Source organism: Pseudomonas sp. VA159-2, assembly GCF_024126635.1.
Classification (GTDB): Bacteria; Pseudomonadota; Gammaproteobacteria; order Pseudomonadales; family Pseudomonadaceae; genus Aquipseudomonas; species Aquipseudomonas muyukensis.
Genome location: NZ_JAMYBV010000006.1, coordinates 145912 through 170092 on the forward strand (window position 1 = coordinate 145912; position 24181 = coordinate 170092).

General features: G+C 67.2%; 25 protein-coding genes. 10 read left to right on the plus strand and 15 right to left on the minus strand.

Annotation, left to right across the window (positions count from 1 at the left end; translation table 11 throughout):
* The first annotated feature begins 86 nt into the window (after positions 1–86).
* On the plus strand, positions 87–704 hold the full coding sequence (locus NJG22_RS08040; protein WP_253093543.1) for a LysE family transporter: 618 nt from the start codon (positions 87–89) through the stop codon (positions 702–704).
* Between the two features lie 3 nt (positions 705–707).
* Here NJG22_RS08040 and NJG22_RS08045 read toward each other — a convergent pair whose 3' ends face one another.
* Together NJG22_RS08045 and NJG22_RS08050 are read right to left on the minus strand one after the other, a co-directional pair.
* Positions 708–1103, minus strand: a complete 396-nt coding sequence (locus NJG22_RS08045) for a hypothetical protein (RefSeq protein ID WP_253093544.1) — start codon at positions 1101–1103, stop codon at positions 708–710.
* A gap of 255 nt (positions 1104–1358) precedes the next feature.
* Positions 1359–2060 (minus strand): NUDIX domain-containing protein, encoded by a 702-nt coding sequence (locus NJG22_RS08050; RefSeq protein WP_253093545.1) that lies wholly within the window; start codon positions 2058–2060, stop codon positions 1359–1361.
* Positions 2061–2203: 143 nt separating this feature from the next.
* On the opposite strand from NJG22_RS08050, the gene NJG22_RS08055 reads away from it, so the two are divergent.
* Both NJG22_RS08055 and pncB read left to right on the plus strand, forming a co-directional pair.
* Positions 2204–2866 (plus strand): nicotinamidase, encoded by a 663-nt coding sequence (locus NJG22_RS08055; protein WP_253093546.1) that lies wholly within the window; start codon positions 2204–2206, stop codon positions 2864–2866.
* Positions 2863–4062 carry a nicotinate phosphoribosyltransferase gene (gene pncB, locus NJG22_RS08060; protein WP_253093547.1) on the plus strand — a complete coding sequence of 400 codons (1200 nt, stop codon included), beginning with the start codon at positions 2863–2865 and terminating at the stop codon, positions 4060–4062. The genes NJG22_RS08055 and pncB overlap by 4 nt, the downstream gene beginning before the upstream one ends.
* Positions 4063–4147: 85 nt before the next feature.
* On the opposite strand, the gene NJG22_RS08065 is transcribed toward pncB, so the two are convergent.
* Positions 4148–4417, minus strand: a complete 270-nt coding sequence (locus tag NJG22_RS08065) for a hypothetical protein (protein ID WP_253093548.1) — start codon at positions 4415–4417, stop codon at positions 4148–4150.
* A 265-nt stretch (positions 4418–4682) separates the two neighbouring features.
* On the opposite strand from NJG22_RS08065, the gene ppnN reads away from it, so the two are divergent.
* Positions 4683–6056, plus strand: a complete 1374-nt coding sequence (gene ppnN, locus NJG22_RS08070; protein WP_253093549.1) for a nucleotide 5'-monophosphate nucleosidase PpnN — start codon at positions 4683–4685, stop codon at positions 6054–6056.
* Positions 6057–6333: 277 nt separating this feature from the next.
* Positions 6334–6984: a TIGR04211 family SH3 domain-containing protein gene (locus NJG22_RS08075; protein ID WP_253093550.1), complete on the plus strand. Its 651-nt coding sequence runs from the start codon at positions 6334–6336 to the stop codon at positions 6982–6984.
* 89 nt (positions 6985–7073) lie between these two features.
* On the opposite strand, the gene NJG22_RS08080 is transcribed toward NJG22_RS08075, so the two are convergent.
* The 4 genes from NJG22_RS08080 to NJG22_RS08095 form a co-directional block, all read right to left on the minus strand.
* Positions 7074–8009 carry a 5'-nucleotidase gene (locus NJG22_RS08080; RefSeq protein ID WP_253093551.1) on the minus strand — a complete coding sequence of 312 codons (936 nt, stop codon included), beginning with the start codon at positions 8007–8009 and terminating at the stop codon, positions 7074–7076.
* 31 nt (positions 8010–8040) lie between these two features.
* Positions 8041–8739 (minus strand): MOSC domain-containing protein, encoded by a 699-nt coding sequence (locus NJG22_RS08085; protein WP_253093552.1) that lies wholly within the window; start codon positions 8737–8739, stop codon positions 8041–8043.
* A gap of 178 nt (positions 8740–8917) precedes the next feature.
* On the minus strand, positions 8918–9187 hold the full coding sequence (locus NJG22_RS08090) for a hypothetical protein (RefSeq protein ID WP_253093553.1): 270 nt from the start codon (positions 9185–9187) through the stop codon (positions 8918–8920).
* Positions 9188–9327: 140 nt separating this feature from the next.
* A complete protein-coding gene (locus tag NJG22_RS08095) occupies positions 9328–10209 on the minus strand; it encodes a LysR family transcriptional regulator (protein WP_253093554.1) in 882 nt (293 codons plus the stop codon).
* A 179-nt stretch (positions 10210–10388) separates the two neighbouring features.
* Here NJG22_RS08095 and argC point away from each other — a divergent pair, with 179 nt between their 5' ends.
* Positions 10389–11315 (plus strand): N-acetyl-gamma-glutamyl-phosphate reductase, encoded by a 927-nt coding sequence (argC, locus tag NJG22_RS08100; RefSeq protein WP_253093555.1) that lies wholly within the window; start codon positions 10389–10391, stop codon positions 11313–11315.
* A 75-nt stretch (positions 11316–11390) separates the two neighbouring features.
* Complete coding sequence (locus NJG22_RS08105; protein ID WP_253093556.1) at positions 11391–12077, plus strand: GNAT family N-acetyltransferase; 687 nt, start codon at positions 11391–11393, stop codon at positions 12075–12077.
* 103 nt (positions 12078–12180) lie between these two features.
* Here the strand turns inward: NJG22_RS08105 and NJG22_RS08110 are convergent, their stop codons facing one another.
* From NJG22_RS08110 to NJG22_RS08130, 5 genes are read right to left on the minus strand one after another with little or no spacing between them, the layout of a single operon-like run.
* The gene (locus tag NJG22_RS08110) at positions 12181–12936 is read right to left on the minus strand and encodes an ABC transporter permease (protein WP_253093557.1); all 756 of its coding nucleotides are present in this window, start codon (positions 12934–12936) and stop codon (positions 12181–12183) included.
* Positions 12936–14141, minus strand: a complete 1206-nt coding sequence (locus NJG22_RS08115; RefSeq protein WP_253093558.1) for an ABC transporter substrate-binding protein — start codon at positions 14139–14141, stop codon at positions 12936–12938. Before NJG22_RS08115 ends, NJG22_RS08110 begins: the two co-directional genes overlap by 1 nt.
* On the minus strand, positions 14128–14949 hold the full coding sequence (locus tag NJG22_RS08120; RefSeq protein ID WP_253093559.1) for an ABC transporter ATP-binding protein: 822 nt from the start codon (positions 14947–14949) through the stop codon (positions 14128–14130). The genes NJG22_RS08115 and NJG22_RS08120 overlap by 14 nt, the downstream gene beginning before the upstream one ends.
* Complete coding sequence (locus NJG22_RS08125) at positions 14946–16010, minus strand: acyl-CoA dehydrogenase family protein (protein ID WP_253093560.1); 1065 nt, start codon at positions 16008–16010, stop codon at positions 14946–14948. The genes NJG22_RS08120 and NJG22_RS08125 overlap by 4 nt, the downstream gene beginning before the upstream one ends.
* A gap of 47 nt (positions 16011–16057) precedes the next feature.
* On the minus strand, positions 16058–16618 hold the full coding sequence (locus tag NJG22_RS08130; RefSeq protein WP_217848337.1) for a carboxymuconolactone decarboxylase family protein: 561 nt from the start codon (positions 16616–16618) through the stop codon (positions 16058–16060).
* A 102-nt stretch (positions 16619–16720) separates the two neighbouring features.
* Between NJG22_RS08130 and NJG22_RS08135 the strand changes: the two genes are divergently transcribed.
* Positions 16721–17638, plus strand: coding sequence for an AraC family transcriptional regulator (locus NJG22_RS08135; protein WP_253093561.1), 918 nt, complete (start codon positions 16721–16723; stop codon positions 17636–17638).
* Positions 17639–17708: 70 nt separating this feature from the next.
* Here the strand turns inward: NJG22_RS08135 and NJG22_RS08140 are convergent, their stop codons facing one another.
* Positions 17709–18248, minus strand: a complete 540-nt coding sequence (locus tag NJG22_RS08140) for an Rrf2 family transcriptional regulator (protein ID WP_253093562.1) — start codon at positions 18246–18248, stop codon at positions 17709–17711.
* 256 nt (positions 18249–18504) lie between these two features.
* Here NJG22_RS08140 and NJG22_RS08145 point away from each other — a divergent pair, with 256 nt between their 5' ends.
* Together NJG22_RS08145 and NJG22_RS08150 are read left to right on the plus strand one after the other, a co-directional pair.
* The gene (locus NJG22_RS08145) at positions 18505–19704 is read left to right on the plus strand and encodes an FAD-dependent oxidoreductase (RefSeq protein ID WP_253093563.1); all 1200 of its coding nucleotides are present in this window, start codon (positions 18505–18507) and stop codon (positions 19702–19704) included.
* A gap of 220 nt (positions 19705–19924) precedes the next feature.
* Positions 19925–21550, plus strand: a complete 1626-nt coding sequence (locus tag NJG22_RS08150) for a methyl-accepting chemotaxis protein (RefSeq protein WP_253093564.1) — start codon at positions 19925–19927, stop codon at positions 21548–21550.
* 198 nt (positions 21551–21748) lie between these two features.
* Here NJG22_RS08150 and NJG22_RS08155 read toward each other — a convergent pair whose 3' ends face one another.
* Complete coding sequence (locus tag NJG22_RS08155) at positions 21749–22849, minus strand: alkene reductase (protein ID WP_253093565.1); 1101 nt, start codon at positions 22847–22849, stop codon at positions 21749–21751.
* A 35-nt stretch (positions 22850–22884) separates the two neighbouring features.
* Complete coding sequence (locus NJG22_RS08160) at positions 22885–24078, minus strand: MFS transporter (protein ID WP_253093566.1); 1194 nt, start codon at positions 24076–24078, stop codon at positions 22885–22887.
* Between the last annotated feature and the right edge of the window lie 103 nt (positions 24079–24181).

The window sequence follows — 24181 nt, forward strand, 5'->3', positions numbered from 1 at the left end:
TCCACCTCCTTGTGCCTTGCCACTTTGCAAGTGCCGCGGATGATGGCATATATCCCTCTCTGCCCCCACCCTCCAGGAGACTCCCCATGCTCGGCGTGACCGACTACGGCGCTTTCGTGATCGCGTTCCTCATCCTCCTGGCAATCCCCGGCCCCGGCAACTTCGCCCTGATCACCGCCACCGGCAAGGGCGGCATCAAAGGGGGCCTGGCCGCCACCTGCGGGGTGATCCTCGGCGACCAGGTGCTGATGTGGCTGGCGGTGGCCGGCGTCGCCGCGCTGCTGGGCGCCTACCCGGCCGCCTTCCACGTGGTGCAATGGGCCGGCGCGGCCTACCTGGCCTGGCTCGGCCTGCGCATGGTCCTGAGCAAGCCCGGCGCGGCGCCACGCGACAGCGGCATGGCCAGCGGCCGCTACCTGCGCCAGACCATGATGATCACCCTGCTCAACCCCAAGGCGATCATGTTCTACATGGCCTTCTTCCCGCTGTTCATCGACCCGGTGCGCCACCAGGGCATGCTGACCTTCGCCTTCATGGCCCTGACCGTGGCCGGGCTGACCCTGCTCTACGGGCTGGTGGCCGTGCTGCTCACCCACCACCTGGCCGAACGCATGCGTGCCAGCCCACGGGTGGCGCATGCCCTCGAGCGCTTGGCCGGGGTCTGCCTGGTGGGCTTTGGTATCAAGCTGGCGGCGATGCGCTGAGGTTCAGGCGTCGCGCAGCAGGTCGTGGGCATCGAGCAGGCGGAAGGCCACCTGCGGGTTACGCTCGAGGCCGCGACGGATGGCGGCCGGGATTGCCTGGCGGGTCTTGCGGCACAGGCCCGGCTGCGCCTCCAGCTCGATGGCGATGCCGCGCATGGTGCGCACTTCGTTGAGGCCGGGGCTGATGCGCACGCGGATGCCCAGCTGTGCGTAGAGGCGCGCTTGCAGGTGGTACAGGTCGTCGAGGTCCTTGAGGTTTTCCAGGCGGGCGACCAGGCGCTTTTCTTCCTCGCGGGTGAGCAGCAGGATGCGCCGCTGCGGGCCTTCGGCCAGGCGTTCGCGCCCGCAGTCACAGGCGCCTGGCGGGCATGGGTGGCGTAGCGGGGGTTGGCTGGTCATGGTGCAAGGATAGCTGCAAGGATCTTCTGTCGCCTAGACGACGCGCCCATGAGCGCCAGCCTGCGCGTCGTCCGCTTCGCCAGCAAGGCTGGCTACTACCGGCCAGGCAGGTCGCAATCCGTGTAGGAGCCGGCCTTGCCGGCGAACACCGGCGCAGCCGGTGCCATCTACCGCGCCGCCTGCTTCGCCAGCAAGCTGGCGCCTACCGGCCAGGCAGGTCGAAAACAGCATAGGCGCCGGGTTAGTGACGGCGCCCTAGCCGCCCGCCAACAAACTACGGTCGAACATGAACGCCCCCGCGCCCTGCGGCGTATGGCGGTACAACTGCTGGGGCCGCCCCAGCCGGGGCTGATGCTTCTGCCCGGTGTCCTCCACCCAGCCCGCCGCTTTCATGCGCTCCAGGCGTTTGCGCAGCGAGGTGCCGTTGACCGCCTGCCCCAGGCACGCCTGCACCGCGGCCAGGGCATCCAGCACGGTAAAGCGCGTCGGCACCAGGTACAGCGGCAGGTTGCTGTACACGGTCTTGGCCGCCAAACGCTCACAAGCGCGCTCGACCAGCAGGCGATGGTCGAACGGCAACAGCCGCTTGCGTGTCAACAGCTCGTCCAGCTCGACGAAGGCCAGCTGCGTCCCATCGACCTCCCCATCGGGATCGAGCAGCGCCAGGTAGTAGGTGCTCAACGACCAGCCCCGCGGGTCGCGAAAGGCATTGCCCTCGGTGCCGACTTGCTCCAGATGCCGCGGCACCACCCGCGCCTTTTCCGCCAAGGCCCGCGCGGCGGCGGCATCCAGGCTGTTGTCCGGGGTACGGCCATTGACGATCACCCCCGGCAAGGCCCACTGCCCGGCATGCGGTTCGCGCTCGCGCAGGTGCAGCAACACCTGCAGGCGCTGGGTTTGCGGGGACAGGCGCAACGCGACGATATCCACGCTGGCCAGGACTTCTGCACTGCTCACACACTCACTCCATTCCGAGGCGCCGCCATATTCCACCAGAGCGATTAAATAGATCAAGGATTAAATCCATCAGAAAAGGTCCCTTGACATACTTAATTTACCAGGTGGATTATATTTCCAGTCCAGCCAGGGAGAGATGCCAGATGAAAATCGCCAGCTTCGATGTCGACGCCCAAAACGGCTTCACCGCCAACGCGCCCCACGAACTGCCGGTGCCCGGCGGCGAGCAGATCGCCCCGGCCCTCAACGCCATGGCCCAGCGCGGCTCGCTGCGCCTGGGCAGCAAGGACGCCCACCCGGCCAACGCCGCCTGGGTAGTGGCCGACGCCGGGCAAATGCTGCAACCGCTGGCCCTGGCCAACGCCGACCTGACCTGGGTCAGCCATTGCGTCCCTGGCACCCCGGGCTTCGAGCTGCTGCCCGACCTGCCCGCCCCCATCGACTACGACTACTTCGTGTGGAAAGGCGTCGAACCCGACCTGCACCCCTACGGAGCCTGCTACCACGACCTGGGCGAACGCCGCTCCACCGGCGTCATCGAATACCTCAAGGTGCAACAGGCACAGGCGATCATCGTCGGCGGCCTGGCCCTGGACTACTGCGTGCGCACCACGGCCCTGCAACTGCGCCGCGCCGGGTTCGAGGTGCTGTTGTACCTGCCGGCCTGCCGCGCGCTGAGCGCCGAGGGCGCCGAGCAGGCCTGCGCTCAGATGGCCGCCGCCGGCATCCACCTGTGCGCCGATGAACAGGCCCTGGACCGCCAACTGGCGCAACTCAAGGAACGACTCAAGGAGCAACGCCCATGAGCGACAGCGTTTTCGGCCCACGGATCATCCAGAACCTGCTGGACACCGACTTCTACAAGATCACCATGATGCAGGCGGTGCTGCACAACTACCCCAACGCCGAGGTGGAATGGGAGTTTCGCTGCCGCAACAACGAGGACCTGGCGCCCTACCTGGCCGAAATCCGCTACCAGGTCGAACAGTTGGCCGATGTCTCGCTGACCCACGACCAGCTGGCCTACCTGGAGAAGATTCCGTTCATCAAGCCGGACTTCATCCGCTTCCTCAGCCTGTTCCGCTTCAACCTGCGCTACGTGCAGGTGGGCCTGGACGATGCCGGGCAACTGGCGATCCGCATCCGCGGCCCATGGCTGCATGTGATCCTGTTCGAGATCCCGCTGCTGGCGATCATCAGCGAGGTGCGCAACCGCTACCGTTATCGCGAGGTGGTGATCGAACAGGTCGGCGAGCGCCTGTACCAGAAGCTCGACTGGCTCAGGGCGCAGGCCAGCGACGACGAACTGGCCGGCCTGCAACTGGCCGACTTCGGTACCCGCCGGCGCTTCTCGTACCGGGTGCAGGAAGAGGTGGTGCACATCCTCAAGCGCGACTTCCCAGGCCGCTTCGTCGGCACCAGCAACGTTCACCTGGCCCGCGAATACCAGGTCAAGCCAATCGGCACCATGGCCCACGAATGGTTCATGGCCCACCAGCAACTCGGCCCACGGCTGCTCGACAGCCAGGCCGCCGCGCTGGAGTGCTGGGTGCGTGAGTACCGTGGCCAGCTGGGTATCGCCCTGACCGACTGCATCGGCATGGAGGCCTTCATGAAGGACTTCGACCTGTACTTTGCCAAGCTCTTCGATGGCCTGCGCCACGACTCGGGCGAGCCGCTGGCCTGGGCCGAGAAGGCCATCGCCCACTACCAGCGGCTGGGGATCGACCCGAAGGGCAAGACGCTGATCTTCTCCGATGGGCTGAATTTCCAGAAGATGCTCGAGCTGTACCGTGCGCTGAACGGCAGGATCCAGGTCAGCTTCGGCATCGGCACCCACCTCACCTGCGATATCCCCGGCGTCACGCCGATGAACATCGTGATCAAGATGACCGCCTGCAACGGCGCGCCGGTAGCGAAGATCTCCGACAGCCCAGGCAAGACCCAGTGCCGGGACGAGAATTTCGTGGCCTACCTGCGCCACGTGTTCCAGGTCGCCTGATCGCCAACCCCGTCACACCGATGCCGCGCGATCATGCAGGCCCCAGGCCTGGCGCGTTTGTCACGCGCCAGGCCCATGTGGACAGTCACCACTGGCCGCTGACCAGGCAGCCAACGATTTCCCAACCGCTGTATTCCCACCAGGAATAGCGTTCATCGGAGCAGTTTCTGGCGAGGCTGGCCAGCTGAACTTGCTGGGCGGGTTGCGCGCTGGCGAAGGGCGTCGCAAGCGAGGCGGTAACCTGATGGGCGGGTTGCGGCGCGGTGATCGGGGCCGGATGCACGGAAGCGTTCGCGACCGTGACGCTGAAGGTCAGCGCTGCGGATACGGCCAGGGCAGTCATGGAGTTTTTCATGTTGGAAATCCTTTCAATGATCTGACAGGAGCACAGGCATTGGCTTGACCTGCCACAACCGCGACAGGCCAGGCTATTGGCAAACCTACCACCGCCGGGCCTGCGGCACAGTCGCTCAACTGTGCTATTGACAGCCCCCTCCCCAGGGGGATTATTCGCGCCGCCCCTCGCCGCCAAGGTTTTTCACCCGCCCCCTCGTTGCCACGCACGTTTGCTTGTATGGTGTTGTCCAAGAAGGATGTTTTACCCGCACAGGAAAGACCAGATGCCCCAACGCAATGTCATCAACGCCTCCGTCAGCCCCAAGGGCAGCCTGGAGACGCTGTCGCAACGTGAAGTCCAGCAACTGAGTGAAGTCGGTACCGGCAGCCTCTACACCCTGTTCCGCCAGTGCGCCCTGGCCATCCTCAACACCGGCGCCCATGTCGACAACGCCAAGACCATCCTCGAGGCCTACCAGGACTTCGAGGTGCGTATCCACCAACAGGACCGCGGCGTGCGCCTGGAACTGCTCAACGCCCCGGCCGATGCCTTCGTCGATGGCGAGATGATCGCCAGCACCCGCGAGATGCTGTTCAGCGCCCTGCGCGACATCGTCTACACCGAGAGCGAGCTGGCCAGCCAGCGCATCGACCTGGACAGCTCCCAGGGCATCACCGACTACGTCTTCCACCTGCTGCGCAACGCCCGCACCCTGCGCCCCGGCGTCGAGCCGAAAATGGTCGTGTGCTGGGGCGGCCACTCGATCAGCAGCGAGGAATACCAGTACACCAAGAAGGTCGGCCACGAACTGGGCCTGCGCAAGCTGGACGTCTGCACCGGCTGCGGGCCGGGGGTGATGAAGGGCCCGATGAAGGGCGCCACCATCGCCCACGCCAAGCAGCGCATGCACGGCAGCCGCTACCTGGGCCTGACCGAGCCGGGCATCATCGCCGCCGAGGCGCCCAACCCGATCGTCAACGAGCTGGTGATCCTGCCGGACATCGAGAAGCGCCTGGAGGCCTTCGTCCGCGTCGGCCACGGCATCATCATTTTCCCCGGCGGCGCCGGCACGGCCGAGGAGTTCCTCTACCTGCTGGGCATCCTCATGCACCCGGACAACCAGGACCTGCCGTTCCCGGTGATCCTTACCGGGCCACGCAGCGCCGAGCCGTTCCTGCTGCAACTGCATGCCTTCGTCGGCGCGACCCTGGGCGAGGCGGCCCAGCGGCACTACCAGATCATCATCGACGATCCGGCCGAAGTGGCCCGGCAGATGGTCGAGGGGCTCAAGGCGGTCAAGCAGTTCCGCCGCGAGCGCAACGACGCCTTCCACTTCAACTGGCTGCTGAAGATCGACGGTGGCTTCCAGCACCCGTTCGACCCGACCCACCAGAACATGGCCGACCTGGCCCTGCATCGCGACCTGCCGCCCCATGAACTGGCGGCCAACCTGCGCCGGGCGTTTTCCGGGATCGTCGCCGGCAACGTCAAGGACAAGGGCATCCGCCTGATCGAGGAACACGGGCCGTACCAGATCCGCGGTGACGCAGCAATTCTCGACCCGCTAGGGCGGCTGTTGCAGGCGTTCGTCGACCAGCACCGCATGAAGTTGCCGGGTGGCGCGGCGTATGTGCCGTGTTACCAGGTGGTGACCTGACCCCTTCGTAGCGCCCGCTTCGCCAGCAAGGCTGGCTCCTACAGCGATCCTGTGCAGGAGCCGGCCTTGCCGGCGAACAGCGGCAAAACCGGTGCCATCCCCCCGCTGATTCGCCAGTAATTCGCCACTAGCCTTTGCACCATCCTGCAGACAATTCCCGCCCCAAGCGGTGAACCTGCCTCAAAAAAAACGGTCTTTCGCTGACGGTCAATCCACCCGACCGGATCAGCGGCCCAGCCATCGGGCCTTCATTCGTCCTGTTTCAGCGAAGACCAGCATGCCAGACAACCAGCCAGCCTCCCCTGCCCTCACCGCCCTGCGCGGCGGCCTGATCGCCGCCCTGATCGCCCTCGCCGCCCCGGCCCATGCCGAGGAACCGGCCAGCGATACACGCTGGGTCAGCGACAGCCTGAGCACCTACGTGCGCAGCGGCCCCACCGACGGCCATCGTATCGTCGGCACGCTCAAGTCGGGGCAGAAGGTGACGCTGGTGACCAGCCAGGGCAACTACAGCCAGGTGCGTGGCCAAAGCGGCGACCTGGTGTGGATCCTCAGCAGCGACTTGCAGGCCGTGCCCGGCCAGAACGAGCGGCTGCCGCAGCTCGACGCCCAGGTGGCCGAGCTGTCCGGCCAGCTCAAGACCATCGACGACAGCTGGAAGAACCGCGTGCAGGGCATGCAGGAGACCCTGGATTCGCGCAAGGCGCTGATCGACGAGCTGGAGGCCCGCAACAAGGCCCTGAACGAACAGCTCGAGCAAAGCCAGTCGACGTTGCGCGACACCCAGGCGCGCCTGGGCGACGAGAACAAGCAGGTGATGATGCGCTACATGGTCTATGGCGGCAGCATCGCCGGTGCCGGGCTGCTGGCCGGGCTGATCCTGCCGGCGCTGACCCGAGGGCGCAAGCGTAACGACCGCTGGTTCTGACCCGCAACTGCTGGTACCGGCTGTGCCGGTGTTCGCCGGCAAGGCCGGCTCCTACCTCGATCGCGCCGGCGCAAGCTTCGCGAACAGGTTCAAGCCGGGCGGTTACCCACGCCGAACGGGATATGCACCGATGGCGCCACCGTACGGGTGCTCTTCAGGTGCCCGGACTGGTCGTCGAAAAAGATGTGCGGCTTGAGCACCTGCAGCACCCGGCGCTTTTCGATGCCACCGAGGAAGAACGCATCGTTGGCCATCACCCCCCAGCTCTTCAGGGTATTGAGCGCGCGCTCGTGGGACGGCGCGTTGCGCGCGGTGACGATCGACACCCGCAGGCGATTTTCGTAGCCGGGGTGTTCGAGCTTGTACTGCTCCTCCGCCGCCTGGATCCGCGCGATGCGCACGAAGAACTCCTTCAGCGGCCCGGGGTTGTGTGGCTGGGCGACGTTGATCACCTCATGGGCATGGAAACTGCCCAGCCCACCCGATTGCATCACCGCCTCCGACTCATCCCCGGCCAGCACGCCATCGAAGTCGAAGGCGATGCGCAGGTTATCGTCGCGCTCGTCATCGTCGAACTGCGAATCGAGCACCTGGCCGGCCGGGTAGCCGGCCTTGATCGCCGCCTCGACGTGCTGCTTGTCGGCGGACAGGAACAGGGCGATGTTCAGTGCCGGGATGTATTCGTAGGGTGAGCGGCCCTGGGTGAAGATCGCCCGGGTCATGTTCAGGCCGTAATGGCCGATGGTCTTCATCACCCGCATGCCGGTGTCCGGATCGTTCTGCGACAGCAGCACCACTTCCACCAGCGGGTCCTCAGGGTCCTCGCGCAGGTCGTTCAGCGCCAGCAGGCGCTTGATGAAGGGATAGGCGATGCCCTTGCCCAACGGCACGTCCAGGTGCTGCTCTTGGTACTTGCGGTACTGCGCCTCGCCGTCGCGGCGGAACACCGCATCCGACTCGCTGAGGTCGAACACCGCGCTCGAGGCCACGCCAATCACCAGGCGGTCGTCCAGCTCGAAGGCCATGGGCGCTCCTTGTCGTGTGAAAGTGAAGCCGTCAGCCTTCGCTGCGGCCTTGCAGGCGCGATGTCCAGTCCTCGACTTCGCGCTGCTCCAGGCGCTTTTCCAGGGTTCGACGCCAGTTCGGCACCAGCGGCAGGGCCAGGCATTCGCGCAACAACCCAGGCTCCAGGCGCTTGTCGAACAGCACCGCCGACAGCCGCGCCACCGACCACTGGGCATGGGGCCGCTCGACCAGTTCCAGGGTATCGCCCGCCGCCACCGCGCCTTGCTCGAGCACCCGGTAGTACCAGCCGGTGCGCCCGCTCTGCTGCACCCGCAAGGCCATCTGCGCCAGGTCGAAACGGTCGTTGAGCTTCCAGCACGGCATGCGCCCCTGGGAGATTTCCAGCAACGCCGTGCCGACCCGGATGCGGTCGCCCAGGCAGACATCCGTCTCGCACCAGCCGCTGCTGCTGAAGTTCTCGCCGAAGGCGCCTGGCTGCTCCAGCAGCGGGTGCGCGCCGAGTTCGGCGGCCCAGACGGGGTAATGGTCGCGGGGGTAGTGGTGGATCGCTTTGTCGACGCCGCCGTGCACGCGCAGGTCGCCCTGTTCGTCGCCGGCCAGGCCGAGGAAGGTCACCTGCAAGCGATCCTGGCGGGGCTGTTTGTCGATGGCGCTATGCGAACCTGGGCGGGTAAAGGGCCGGGCACTGCCGGTGAGCAGGCTGTCGAGGCGTGGGCTGGACGCAGGCATGGGGCGGTCTCGTGCAAAGGACCGGGCGAGCTTACACCAGCGCGATCATGCGCCCAAGACAGATGCGAGGCCTGCAGGCGCGGCCTGGTGTCGCGAAAGGGCTGCATCGCAGCCCCAGCCGTTGATGTCACACAGCCCATCGTGGCCCTTTCGCGGCACCAGGCCGCGCCTGCAACCGCTACTTGCCCCGCGCCTTGTTGTAGATGGTCTTGGCCTGCTCGGCCGAGGTCTGGCACTTGCCCATGTCACCGTTGTCCCGGGCGGCCTTGGCAGCCTTGAGGTGTTCCTTGTAGTCGTGGGCCATGCCGCCATGCAAACCCGGACCATCGGTCTTGAGTATGTTCTCCAGCTCGGCGATTTTCGCATCGCAGTTGGTCTGGGCGCTGTCTTCGGCATGGGCGGCAACGCTGAGCACCGAAGCGATCACTAGCAGTGTCATGGATTTCATGGCGCGTTCTCCTGGGAAACAACCTGACGGCGGGAAAATGCGCCGGCCTGCGTGCCGGCGCAGCAAGGAGCATAGCCCCACATCGACCGGTGCGTGGGCGCTTCTCGACAGGCCTGTCGCCGTTGAGCCGGCCTGGCCGGTTACTGGCGTAATCGTGCCAGGGCCTGCAACACATGCCCCGTGGCGCGCTCAGGCTCGCCTTGGCGACAGGCAATGCCCAACTGACGCCACATCCCGGGGCGCAGGGGGCGCCGGACGATGCGCCGGTCATGCTGCGCGCCCTCGCCCTCCTGCGGCAGCAACGTCGCCCCGTATCCCGCCGCCACCAGGCTCTTGATCGCATCGTTGTAGTTCAGCTCGATACGCGCTTCAGGGTACAGGCCCGCCGCCGCGAACCACTGCGCGGTCACGCGCGACAGTTGGGTGGTGCTGTCGTTGAGGATCAGCGCCCGCCCCGCCAGCCAGGCCGGCGTGACCCGCGCCGGCGGCCGCCAGTCGGCGGGGACGTAGGCCATGATCGGATCGCGGCGCCACGGCGTGACCTGCAGCCCCTTGCCCGCCTCCTGTGGCAATGCCACCAGGCCGATATCCAGGCTGCCTTCGCGCAAGCGCGCAAGCGAGGCCTGGGAGGTCAGCACCTGGACCTCGACATCGATGCCCGGATGCTCGCCGCGCAAGGCGTCCAGGGCCTGGGGCAACAAATGGGCGATGGCGCCGGTGGAGGCCCCCAGGCGCACACGCCCGGTCAGGCCCTGGACCTGGCGACGGACCTCGTCCAGGGCCTGGTCGGCATCGGCCAGCAAGCGCCGGGCGCGGGCCAGCAGGGTTTCGCCGATTGCCGTGGGGCGCACCTGGCCGCGGGTGCGGCTGAGCAACGGGGCACCGATGCGTGCCTCCAGCTCGGCGATGTGCAGGCTGATGGTCGGCGGCGCCAGGCTGAGCTGGCGGGCAGCGTCGGCGAAGGAGCCGTTGTCGGCGATCATCACCAGGGTGCGCAGGCGGTCTAGGCTGATTTCTCGCATGGGCGTGGGGTACTGCTGGCAAGGGGCGCGTTCGCCAGCAAGGCTGGCACCTACGGGCGTGCACAACGCAAGCCCATGTTCAGGAATTCTGAACAGGGTGGTCATGATATTCAAATTTTCTTTCTGCCCAAGGCCGGTGAGGATGGCGGCATCATTTCCTTGCTGATGGACACCCCTTCATGCACCAGCCCCTCGTTTTCATCGACGGCGACCAAGGCACCACCGGCCTGCAGATCCACGCCCGCCTGCACGGCCGCCAGGACCTGCGCCTGCTCACCCTGCCCGCGGCCGAGCGCAAGGACCCGGCACGTCGCGCCGAGGCGATCAACAGCGCCGACATCGCCGTGCTGTGCCTGCCGGACGACGCCGCCCGCGATGCGGTGGCGACGATTCACAACCCGGCGGTACGGGTGATCGACGCCAGCTCCGCCCACCGCACCACACCAGGCTGGGTGTATGGCCTGCCAGAGCTGGACGCGCAACAGGCCGAGCGCATCGCCCGCGCCACCCGGGTCAGCAACCCCGGCTGCTACCCCACCGGCGCCATTGCCCTGCTACGGCCGTTGGTCACGGCCGGGCTGCTGCCAGCGGACTACCCGCTGAGCATCCATGCCATCTCCGGCTATTCCGGCGGCGGCCGGGCAGCGGTCGAGCGCCATGAACAACGCCGCGACGACTACCTGCCGGCCCTGCAGCTGTATGGCCTGGATCTGGCCCACAAACATGTGCCGGAGATCCAGCAGCATGCCGGGCTCAGCGCGCGGCCGCTGTTCGTGCCAGGCTATGGCGACTACCGCCAGGGCATCGTGTTGAGCATCCCGCTGCAACTGCGCCTGCTGCCGGGGGTCAGCGCCGAGCAGCTGCACGCCTGCCTGGAACAGCACTACCAGGGCGCGCGCCATGTGCAGGTGCTGGCGCTGCATCGGCAAGGCCCGGCGCCAGCGCTCGACCCGCAGGCGCTGAACCACAGCAATGACCTGCGCCTGGCGCTGTATGCCAACCCTGAGCATGGGCAGGTGCTGCTCACCGCGGTGTTCGACAACCTCGGCAAGGGGGCCTCGGGGGCAGCGGTGCAGAACCTTGAGCTGATGCTGACAGGTCTGTAGCTGGCGGGTGCTCGGCGAAGCCAGATAGCGGGTAGAATAGGTGCCCCACACGCAGCACCCGGAGCCCTACCCGCGATGTTCATCCTCCGCCGCCTCGACGGCGTGCCGCCCGAGTCCTTCCAGAACCAGATCCGCCAGCTGGTGATCGACCATGTCGGCCAGCTCAGCAGTGTCGCCATCAGCCCGGACAACCCGCTCTACCCGCTGTACCAGTACGGTGTGGGCCTGGAGGTGCACCAGTACCTGATGGCCCTGGACGGCACCCGCGGCCTGGCGGTCGAGCTGATCCTGGCCCTGGATGCCGAGGCCCCGGAGCAGTTGCTCGGTTTCGCCCTGGCATTGCCGGCCCAGGACGACCCGCAGGCCTGCGCTTTGGCGTTTCTGGCGGTGGACGCCGGCCATCGCCGGCAAGGCGTCGCCCGCGGCCTGCTGGATGACCTGCGCGGGCGCTATGCCTGTGTCGAGCTCAGCGCCTTCCCGGCGCAGGTGCCGTGGTTCGAGGCCATGGGCCTGCAGGTGGTCGCCAGCGCCGGCCCGCAGGTGCTGATGAGCAGCACCGGGCAGGCCAGCGGCGCATTGATTGGCCGGTTGGACATCGCGCCGATCTACCAGACGGTCGAGGTCATGCAGATCCACGCCTACCTGCTCAAGCAGCATGGCGACGAAGCGATGATGGAAGCGGAACAGTTGCGCGATGAGCGCCTGGACGCCCTGGCGGAACAAGCCCAGGCCTGCGCAAGGCAGCGTCTTACCCGGCATTGACGGCCGTCGCTGTTCGCCGGCAAGGCCGGCGCCTAGAGTGCCCGAGACCTACCTCGGCCTGTAGGCGCCAGCCTTGCTGGCGAAGAGGCTGTATACACAGCCTCTAGGCATGCACCCAACGCCGATGCAGCCCACGGGCCAGGGCATCGAGCATGAAGCCCAGCACCCCGATCAGCAGCACCATGGCCATCAGCTCGGAATACGCCAGGCGGTCGCGGGTATCAAGGATGAAATACCCCAGCCCCGCGCTGACCCCGAGCATCTCGCACGGCACCAGCACGATCCACAGGATGCCGATGGCCAGGCGCACCCCGGTCAGCACATGGCCGATCACCCCCGGCACGATCACTTTGCACAGGGTCTCCCAGCGCGTGGCGCTGAGGCTGCGCGACAACTGCAACCAGCGTGGGTCGAGCTGACGCACCCCAGCGGCCGTGTTGAGCAGGATCGGCCACAATGCGGCGAACGCCAGCAGGAAGTAGATCGGCTGGTCGCCCACGCCCATCAGCATCACCACCACCGGCATCCACGACAGCGGCGAGATCATCCGCAGGAACTGGAACGCCGGCGTGGTCGCCGCTTCCAGGTGACGGTAGCTGCCCACCAGCAGGCCCAGCGGCACACCGATCAACAACGCCAGCAACAGGCCAATCAGGATGCGCTTGAGGCTCACCCAGATATGCCCGTACACCTCGCCCTGGCCCAGCAACTCCAACAAACTGGTCAACGTGGCCTGGGGCGAGAAGCGCGCCGACAAGCCATCGGCCGCGCCAAACACCTGAACGCCAGCCCACCACAACACCAGCAACACCGCCAGGCCGACCAGGCCCAGGGCGCCATGCACGACATGCCCACGCATCAGACCGCGAACTCCTCGCTACGCTGGAAGTTCTCGGCGATGCCGAACGCCGCCGGGCCACCCACCGCCTCGATGGCCTTGCGCACGAAGCGCTCGTCGACCAGGTCGCGGGCCGTTTGCGCCGGGTCCAGGCTGGCGAGAAAACCGCTCTCGCCCTCGATCAGGGTGTTCTTCAGGCGCTTGACCAGCTCCTCGGTGTAGCTGGGGAACGGGTACGGCTGGAAGTCGATGCGCTTTTCATCCCACTGCTGGTGCTGGATCGCCCCGCTGGCGATGTAGCCGGCGCGGTCCTCGGCGGACGGCGCCAGGACCTTGGCCAGCACCGCCGGCTCGTGCGGGGTGTACTTGTTGGGGCCAGCCTTGGACAGCAGCGCGGCAGCCTCGGCACGGTGCTCGCGGGTCCACTGCTGGGCCTTGACGATGGCGTTGACCACCTTCTGCGACCACTCCGGGCGGTTGTTCAGGTCGTGCTCGTGCATGAACACCACGCAACAGGCATGGTTGCGCCAGACATCACCGGTGAAGCGCTGCACACGGCCAACCTTGAGGTTCTCGGCCAGGGCATTGAACGGCTCGGCGACGATGTAGCCGGCGATGCGCTTGCTGGCCAGGGCCGGCGGCATGTCCGAGGGCGGCAGCACCAGCAGGTTGACTTCGTTGTCGGCCAACTGTGCGCTGGCGGGTTTGGACACCGGCTTGAGGCCGTTGTCGTTGAGCATCTGCTGCAGCACCACGTTGTGGATCGAGTACCAGAACGGGATGGCCACGGTCTTGCCGCCGAGTTGCTGCATATCGCTGATGTCCGGCGCCACGGTCAGGCCCGAGCCGCCGACATGGTTCCAAGCCACCACCTTGGCCGGCACCTTGCTGCCATAGCGCGCCCACACGGTCATTGGCGACAGCAGGTGGATGACGTTGACCTGGCCGGAGATGAACGCCTCGATCACCTGGGCCCAGCTGCGCAGCAGCACTGGGCGCTCGGCCTTGATGCCCTCGGCCTCGAACAGGCCATTGTTGTGCGCCACCAGCAAGGGCGTGGCGTCGGTGATCGGCAGGTAGCCGATGCGCACCGGCGCGTCCGGCTCGGCGGCGGCGCGCGCCTGCAGGCTGGACAGCAACGGTAGCGCGCCGGCGGCGGTGAGCATGGCGCTCAGCTTGAGAAAGTCGCGACGCGAGGGGGTCGAGCAGCAGTCATCCATGCACATGGACAGCCTCCGAGGGCAAGGGGGATGGGGTGGGTTCGGCTGTGCGGCTTGCCCGCCGAAGGGTCTTGAGAATCTCGATACGCAGCGCGCCCAGCTCCTCGACCCGTTGCTCGCGGGGTTGCGGCAGGTCGATGTGCCACTGGCCAAGGGTGCGCGCCGGGTGGTTGCCCAGTAGCAGCACGCGATCGGACAGCAGCAAGGCTTCGTCGATATCGTGGGTGATCAGCACGGCGGCGGTGTTGTGGGTGGCGATCAACTGCAACAGCAATTGCTGCATGTCGGCCCGGGTCACCTCGTCCAGCGCGCCGAACGGTTCGTCGAGCAGCAACACCTCGGGCTGGCGTGCCAGGCAGCGGGCCAGCGCGGTGCGCTGGGCCATGCCGCCGGAGAGCTGCGCCGGATACTGGCCGCGGGCGTAGGCCAGGCCCACCGCGTCGATGGCGTGGTCGATCCGCGCCCGCCGTTCGGCGGCCGGCAGCTTCGGCTGGCGCGCGAAGTCCAGGCCGAACGCGACGTTCTTTTCCAGGCTCAGCCAGGGCAGCAGGCTGGGGTCCTGGAACGCCACCGCCAGGCGCGGGTGCGGGCCTTGCAGCGCCTCGCCGTGCAGGCTGACGCGCCCGCCACGGGGCGGCTGCAGGCCGGCCAGCACACGCAGCAGGCTGGACTTGCCGACCCCGCTGGGGCCGAGGATGGTCACCACCTCGCCCGGCGCCAGGCTCAGGTCGAACTGCTCCAGCACCGCCTGCCAGCCGCCCTCGCGCGGGTAGCCCAGGCTGATGTCGCGGGCCTCGAGCAACACCTCGCTCATGCAGCGGCCGCCTGGCGTTGCAGCTCGGCGCGCAGTTGCACCAGGCTCGGGGTGACGATCGGCACGAACGCCGACTCGCGCCAGCGCCGGGCGAACCCCTCGCCGTAGGCGCTCAGGTAGGCCTTGCCACCGCTGGCCTGCAACTCCAGCTGCACGGCATCGGCGGCGCTTTCGGCAAGGGTGATGCGCAGCTTGAACAAGGCCGCCGGCTGGCCGAGGAAGCGACCGTCGAGCAGGCCCTGCTTGAGCTCGCCGACGGTATTCTGCAGGCGCTGCAGCAGTACCTGGCGCGCCTCTTCGAGGAACGAACCGCGGCCTTGCAGGTGCGCCTGTACTTCATCCAGGGCACGCCGGGCCAGGCCGATGGCCATGCCGCACTGCAGGGCGAGGAACGCCGGGCGCACCTTGGGCAGGAACTCGCGGGCATTGTCGTGCAGCAGCCAGTCGCGGCCCAGCGCTACCTGGTGGAAGGCCAGCGCCGCGGTATTGCTCGACTGCAGGCCCATCAGTTGCAAGTCGTCGGAGCGCTCCAGGCCCTGGGCCGTGGAGGGGATGGCCAGCACGAACGGCGCGCCACCGGCGTCATCCTCGATGGCCGCCGCCACCACGAAACCGCTCTTGCGCAGGTTGGTCACCCAGTGCAGGCGGCCTTCGAGGTGCCAGCCATCGCCCTGGGGCTGGCCACGGACCTGCAAGGCCTCGATGCCGGACAGGTACTTCATGGCGTTGGACAACCCGGTGGCGCCCGCCAGCTCGCCCTTGAGCAGCTCGGGCAGCAGCCGCTCGCGCAGCGCCTGGTTGGGGCTGTGCAGCAGGTATTCGATGAAGGCGCGCTGGCCCCAGCAGACGAAGGCCGCGGCCAGCGAGCGGCTGGCGATGGCGGCGATGGCCTCGACCGCGTCGCTGACCTGGCCACCCGAGCCGCCCAGGGCCGGGTCGATGCCGACGCGCAGCAGTTGCGACTCGGCGATGTGCGCCAGCACCTGGTGCGGATCGCACTGGCCCTGGTCGATGGCTTCGGCATTGGCGTCCAGCCATTGGCCAAATGCGTGATCAAGCATGTCCCTACTCCTGTTGAAACGCCGGACGCGCCGGCACCAAGCCTCGATCAGGCCGAAGGCTGCCAGCGGTACTTGCTCAGCTCGTCGTTGAGCGGCGTCTGGGCGAACACATTAGCAAAGTTGCACAGGGTAGCGAGACTGACACCGAGAATCACTTCCAGGGCGTTGCCCTCGCTGAAGCCTGCGTCGCGGAAGGCTTGATAGGTGGCGTCGCTGACATTGCCGCGGGTGGCGATCACTTCGCGGGCAAACGCGGCCAGGGTCTCGTAGCGAGCATCGGGCAGCTCGCCGCGGGCACGCAGGGCATCGACCACCGCCTGGGGCAGCTTGGCCTTGTTCAACGCCACGGCGGTGTGGCCGGCGACGCAGAAGTCACAACCGTGCTGGGTGGCGGCGATCAGCTGCACCACTTCGCGCTCGGCCAGGCTCAGTTCCGACTTGCCATTGAGCGCCGAGACAGTGACGTAGGTTTCCAGCGCGGCCGGGGCATTGGCCAGGACGCCCAGCAGGTTGGGGATGAAGCCAGCGTTCTTCTGCGCGTTCTCGAGGAACGGACGTGCGGCTTCCGGGGCGGTCTGCAGGCTGTGTAAGGTGATGCGCGCGGACATGGAGTGGTCTCCTTTGATGTAGGTCGCTACAGTCTGTTGGTTATAAGAAGTAGCATCCATATTCATCAGTCGCCTTTCCTTGCTCCAGAGTCCTTGCATTAGATGATTTCATCCAGCCATCTTGTCGATTGGTTATTAGAAGGCCTCGAGCTCGATGCCAGCCTGTTCCATGTCGGGCGCTACTGCGGCGGCTGGCACGCCAGCACCCAGGGCCTGGGCCGGGCCAGTTTCCACCTGGTGGTGCAGGGGCATTGCTGGTTGCACATCGACGGCCAGGCGCAACCGCTGCGGCTAGACAGCGGCGACGCGGTGTTCTTGCTGCGCGACCTGGCCTATCGGCTGTCCGGCGACCAGGACCCCGCCGCCGCCTGTGCCCAGCCGCGCCAGGCCATGCAGGCGCTGGACAGCAGCGCCAGCGACGGGGTTGGCCTGGTGTGCGGCTTCTTTCATTTTCAGTCGGGGTTGTCGTCGCTGATCGTCGAAGGGTTGGCGGACTGGATCCTGCTGCGCGCCGACGACCCGGCAGGCAGCGCGGCGCGGGCGCTGTTCGGGCTGGTCCTGGAGGAATGCCAGCGCACCCCGCAGCCGTCGCAGACGCTGCTGGAGCGGCTGACCCACTTGTTGTTCCTGTATGTGCTGCGCCAACAGGTGCACGCCGGGCAGTCGCTGGGCGGGTTGGTCGCCCTCGCCCGCCAGCCGGCCTTTGCCGGCCTGCTCGAGCAGCTGATCGAGGCACCGGGGCAAGCCTGGACGCTGGAAAGCATGGCGGCCTGCGCCGGCCTGTCGCGTTCGGCGTTCTTCAAGCGCTTCAACGAGCTGGCCGGGCAGTCGCCGGGGCAGGTGCTGCTGGCGTTGCGCATGCGCCATGCGTGTCAGCTGCTCAAGGCGGGCAATACCGTCGAGCAAGTCGGCGCGCAGGTGGGCTATCAATCGGTGGCGGCGTTCACCCGGGCGTTCGCCAAGGCAGTAGGCGTACAGCCTGGCGCCTATCGCAAGCAGCACGAAGGCCGAGCCCCGTAACCCGTGGGTGCCAGCCACCGCGTCGCCTGGTTCGCCAGCAAGGCTGGCGCCTACGGGTTATAGCGTTGCGTTACTCCTGCCGCAACGGAATATCCCCGGCGCCCTTCCCTTCGCGCCGCTCGCTCATCCAGTCATTGACCTGCTGGCCGAACTCGGCCGGCGCCTTGCGCCCGAAGCGCCGCGCCAGGTCGAGGATGGTCTGCTGGGCCAGGGCCTCCTCCATGCGCTTCTGCGCGCCCAGCATCACCGCGTGGATGGCACAGGTGCCCGCGGTCGCCCAGGCCGGCGCTGAACCTTCGAACACCGCGCAGCGCTCGCGGATCTCGCGGCAGTCGAAGATCTTCTTCGGCCCATCGATGGCGTTGACGATGTCCAGCACGGTGATCTCGTCCGAGGGCCGCGCCAGGCGGAAGCCACCACGCACCCCCTCGGTGGCCGCCACCAGCCCGGCCCGGGCCAGCTTGGTGAAGACCTTGGCCAGGTATTCCTGGGGCACGCCTTGCAGCTCGGCCAGGTCGCGCACGCTCGACTCGCGGCTGTCGCCACGTTCATCGACCAGGAACAACAGGCAATGGATGCCGTACTCGACACCGGCACTGTACAGCGACATGTCAATCTCCGACTAAATTTGTCGCAAATAGTACGCCCTCCCTGCACGCCTGGCAAAACCTCCTCGACCACCCGCTTTTTTTACAGCCCCTGAAGTGCCATGGCGCATGGGTTACAGCCAGATTCGCGGGGCGCTGGGGCTGGCGCGGATGAAAAAAACACTTGCGGCAACAAACTACGACCAATAGAGTCGTAGTTATTCGGCAGGTGCCCACGCCCTGATCGAACCCTCGTCCCCTACCTTGCGGAGCCTCTTCATGACCTCTCACATCCTGATCATCGGTGCCGGTTTTGCCGGCGTCTGGAGCGCCCTGAGCGCCGCCCGCCTGCTCGACCAGGCCCAGCGCGGCGATGTGCGCATCAGCGTGCTGGCCCCGCAACCACAACTGCGCATCCGCCCGCGCTTCTACGAAGCCGACGCGCACACCCTGCAGGCGCCGCTGGCGGAGTTGTTCGACGTGGTCGGCGTGGACTTCATCCACGGCCACGCCGAGCGCATCGACAGCCAGGCGCGCCAGGTCGGCTATGTCGACGCCCATGGCCAGCCTCAGCAGATCGGCTACGATCGCCTGGTGCTGGCCGCCGGCAGCCAGGTCGCCCGCCCCGCCGTGCCGGGCCTGGCCGAGCACAGCTTCGACGTCGACCAGATGGAGTCGGCCGTGCGCCTCGAGCAGCACCTGGCGAGCCTGGCCGAGCAGCCGGCCAGCCCGGCGCGCAATACCGTGGTGGTCTGCGGCGGTGGTTTCACCGGCATCGAAACCGCGACCGAAATGCCCGCCCGCCTGCGCGCCATCCTCGGCGCAGGCCAGGCCCGGGTCGTGCTGGTCGACCGCGGGGCGAGCGTCGGCGCGGCGCTGGGTGCCGGAATCACGCCGTCGATCATCGCCGCCTCCGAGCAGGCCGGCGTGCAGTGGCTGACCGGCACCTCGGTGGTGGCGGTGGATGCCGGCGGCGTGACCCTCGACAACGGCGACTACATCGCCAGCAAGACCGTGATCTGGACCGTTGGCGTCAAGGCCAGCCCACTGACCGCACAGGTCGCCGGCGAGCGTGACGGCCTCGGCCGCCTGCGGGTCGACGACCACCTCAAGGTGGTCGGCCAGGCGCATATCTATGCCACCGGCGATGTGGCCTGGGCCGCGGTGGACGACAGCGGCAACCACGCGCTGATGACCTGCCAGCACGCCATCCCCATGGGCCGCCACTCGGGCAACAACGCCGTGGCCGACCTGCTCGGGCTGCAACCTGTGGCGTACCGCCAGCCCAAGTACGTGACCTGCCTCGACCTCGGCGACTGGGGCGCGACGTTCAGCGAGGGCTGGGAGCGCGAACTCAAGCTACATGGCCAGGAAGGCAAGGCGATGAAGCGGCAGATCAATACGGTATGGATCTACCCGCCGGCCGCCGACCGCGCCCAGGCACTGGCAGCGGCGGACCCGCTGATCGCGATCGTCTGAGTGACCAAAAATGAAAGGCCCGTCACACAAGTGACGGGCTTTTTGCATTCGTCATTACATTGAACGACTGGTCAACAATAGTGGCACTATGTCATCATTCAGAAAAAACAACATGAACCGTGAGGATATAACCCCTTCGCAGCGCATCGAGAGCCTGACCCACCGAGCCCGGTAAAGCCGCGCTCTTGACGCCTGCCTGCCACCGTCAAGGAGCGTCGCAATGCAATTTCGGAACATGAAGATCGGCATTCGGGCCGCAGGCCTGTTCACCCTGCTCGGGATCCTGGTCCTGGCCATGGGCCTGGTCGCCCTCTACGAAACTCGCAAGATGGACAGCGCCACCGACGAGATCCGTATCACCTGGATGCCCGCCGTCCTCGCCCTGGGCGAAGTCAGCAGCAACCTTGGGCGCGCCCGTGCCCTCACCCTGCGCAGCGCCCTCGAGCAAAACGCCGCCGCCCGCCACGCCACCCTGGCCAGGATCGTCGAGGTCAATCGCCAGCTCGAAGGCGACCTCGAGGCCTACGAAAAAACCATCATCAATGCCGAAGACCGCGCCCTGTTCAGCACCTTCATGGGCCTGAGCGAGCGCTATCACGGCCTACAGAAAGCCATCCGCGATGCCGCCGCCGACGAGCAACTGGACGAGGCCCGACGCCTGATCAACGGCCCGCTGGCCGAGTATGCCGACAGCATGATGCAAGCCCTGGCGGCGCTGATCGACTACAACACCAAGGGCGCCGAACAGGCCTCGCAGCGCAGCAGCGACGCCTCCGACGAGGCCTTCAGCCTGATCGTCGCCACCCTGGCGCTGATCCTGCTGGCTCTGGTGGCCATTGCCACCCTGCTCACCCGCAGCATCGTCCTGCCCCTGGCCGACGCCGTGGCCATCGCCGAGCGGGTGGCCACCGGCGACCTGACCCGCGAGATCGTCATCACCGGCCGCGACGAGCCGGCCCTGCTGCTGAGCGCCCTGAGCCGCATGCAACACAGCCTGCGCGACACCCTGCGGCAGATCGCCGGCGCGTCCGACCAACTGGCCTCGGCCTCCGAAGAGCTGCACACCGTCACCGAGGACACCAGCCGCGGCCTGCACCAGCAGAGCGCCGAGATCGACCAGGCCGCCACCGCCGTCAACCAGATGACCGCTGCGGTCGAGGAGGTGGCCAACAACGCCGTGAGTACCGCCGATGCCTCCCAGGGCGCCGACCAGACCACCCGCGACGGGCGCGACCAGGTCAACCAGGCGCTGAGCTCGATCCAGCACCTGGTGAACGATGTCACGGGAACCTCCCATGAGATCGAGCAACTGGCCAATAGCGCCAACGAGATCAGCCGGGTGCTCGATGTAATCGGTTCGATTGCCGGGCAGACCAACCTGCTGGCCCTCAACGCCGCCATCGAGGCAGCCCGCGCTGGCGAGGCCGGGCGTGGTTTTGCCGTGGTCGCCGACGAGGTGCGGGCGCTGGCCCATCGCACCCAGCAGTCCACCGCGGAGATCGAGCAGATGATTGGCGGTATCCAGAACGGTACCGAGCGCGCGGTCACTGCCATGCACAGCAGCCAGGGGCGTGCCAGCGGTACGTTGGAGGTGGCGCAGGCCGCCGACCAGGCCTTGGAGCTGATCGCCGACGCCATCGCCTCGATCAACCAGCGCAACCTGGTGATCGCCAGTGCCTCGGAGCAGCAGGCGCAGGTGGCGCGTGAGGTGGACCGCAACCTGGTGAACATCCGCGACCTGGCGATGCAGACCTCGGCCGGCGCCAACCAGACCAGCGCGGCGGCCCAGGACCTGTCGCGCCTGGCGGTGGAGATGAACGGGATGGTGGCGCAGTTCAAGTTGTAGAAGCCGCCGGGGCACTTCCCTGTAGGAGCCAGCCTTGCTGGCGAACCAGGCGACGCGGAAGATGGCACCGGCTGCACCGGTGATCGCCCGCCGCCGGCTCCTACAGGTTTGCGCCGCACCCTGCCCCGTAGCCAGCCTTGCTGGCGAAGCAAGCACCGCCGGGCACGACCTTGCAGGCGTTGGCCAAACGCCGACCCCTCACGCCATCAGCGGATAATCCGTCAGCCCCTGCGCATCCCCGCCAAACAGCGTGGCCCGCTCATGCTCGGCCAGCGGCGCATTCACTCGCAGCCGCTGCGGCAAGTCCGGGTTGGCCACGAACGGCCGGCCAAAGCCGATCAAGTCCGCCCAACCCTCGCTCAACGCCTGGCGCGCGCGCTCGCCGGTGTACTTGCCGGCATACACCAACACGCCTGGGAACACCGCACGCAGTTGCTGCTTGAAGTCCACCGGCATGTCCGGCGCATCGTCCCAGTCGGCCTCGGCAATGTGCAGGTAGCCGATCGCCAGCTCGCCCAGGCGCTTGGCCGCGGCGGTGTAGGTGGTGACCGGGTCGGCATCGACACAACCATTGAGCGTGGTCAATGGCGCCAGGCGCACGCCGACGCGCTGCGCCGCGCCAGTGCCATCGACCAGCGCCTGGGTGACTTCGTCGAGAAAGCGCAGGCGGTTTGGCAACGAGCCGCCGTAGCGGTCGGTGCGGTCATTGGCACCGGAATCGAGGAACTGGTTGACCAGGTAGCCGTTGGCGGCATGCAGCTCGACCCCGTCGAAACCGGCGGCCATGGCATTGCGCGCGGCCTGGCGGTACTGCTCGACGATCTGGGCGATCTCGGCCTGGTCCAGCGCACGGGGCTTGGACGCCTGGACGAAGCCCGGGGTGCCGTCGGCATTGTCGATGAACACATTGACCCCTTCGGCCTGGCGCGCGGTGGACGACACCGGCGGCTGGCCATCGAGCAGGCTGCTGTGGCTCAAGCGGCCGACATGCCAGAGCTGGGCGAAGATGCGCCCACCGGCGGCGTGCACCGCGTCGGTGACCAGGCGCCAGCCGTCGATCTGCGCCTGGGTGTGAATGCCGGGGGTGCGGGCATAGCCCTTGCCCAGCGGGGCGATCCAGGTGCCTTCGCTGACGATCAGCCCGGCACTGGCACGCTGGGCGTAGTACTCGGCCATCAGCGCGGTGGGCACATCGCCCGGTTGGGCGGCGCGCGAGCGCGTCATCGGCGGCATCAACACGCGGTTGGGCAGGTTCAGTTCACCGAGTTGCAGGGGTTGGAACAGCGGATCGAGGCTCATGGTTGAAGTTCTCCAGTAAAACGAATACGACAGGTTCAGGCGCGGCTGATCACAGGTTGCGGTTGCGCCGGCACCCGGCGATCGAGGCGGCCGCTGTAGACGGTCAGGGCCAGTGCGCCCAGGGTGACCAGCGCGGCGATCCAGGGGGTGTGGCCCAGGCCCAGGTGCTGCACGACTTGCGCGCCGCCCCAGGAACCGCCCGCCACGCCCAGGTTGAAGGCGGCGATATTGAAGCCGGCGGCCACGTCGACCGCATCCGGCGCGACCTTTTCGGCCTGTTGCACCACGTACACCTGCAGGCCCGGCACGTTGCCGAAGGCCACGGCGCCCCAGGCCAGCACGGTGGCGACCACCAGCAGCGGGTGTGGCGCGGTGAAGGTCAGCACCATCAGCACCACGGCCAGCAGCGCGAAGATGATCGACAACGCTTGCACCGGGCCCTTGCGGTCGGCCAGGCGGCCACCCCAGATATTGCCCAGGGCCACCGACACGCCGTAGGCGAGCAGCACCAGGGCCACGCTGTTGGCGCCGAAGCCGGCGATGTCCTGCAGGATCGGGGCGAGGAAGGTGAAGGCGATCAGCGAGCCGCCGTAGCCGACGGCAGTCATGGCATAGACCAGCAACAGGCGTGGTTGCAGCATCACCCGCAATTGGCGCAGCAGCGGTGCCGGTTCGCTGTGGGCGATACGCTTGGGCACGAACAGCAGCGCGCCGATCAGGGCCACCAGGCCGAAGGCGGCAACCACCAGGAAGGTCACGCGCCAGCCGAAGTGCTGGCCGATGAAGGTGCCCAGCGGAATACCGGTGACGAAGGCCACGGTCATGCCGCTGAACATGGTGGCGATGGCGCTGGCGGCTTTTTCTTTCGGCACCAGGCTGGTGGCGATGATCGAGCCGACCGAGAAGAACACGCCGTGGGCAAGGCCGGTAAGGATGCGCGCCATGATCAGCGATTCATAGCTGGGCGCCTGCCAGGCCACCAGGTTGCCGGCGGTGAACAGCGCCATCAGGCCAACCAGCAGCAGCTTGCGCGGCACGCGGCCGGTCATGGCGGTGAGCAGCGGCGCGCCGATGGCGACGCTCAGGGCGTACAGGCTGACCAGCAGGCCGGCCGATGGCAGGGTGACGGCAAGGTCGTTGGCAATGGTCGGGATCAGGCCGACGATCACGAACTCGGTGGTGCCGATGGCGAACGCGGCGAGTGTGAGGGCTAACAAGGCGAGTGGCATGGGGGAATCACCAGTGGAATTGGAATGGGTGAATTCTCGGGGCTCGCGGGGGGAGGAAAAAGACAGCGGTGGGACAATGAGTTTTGATCTGAAAGCAAAGATA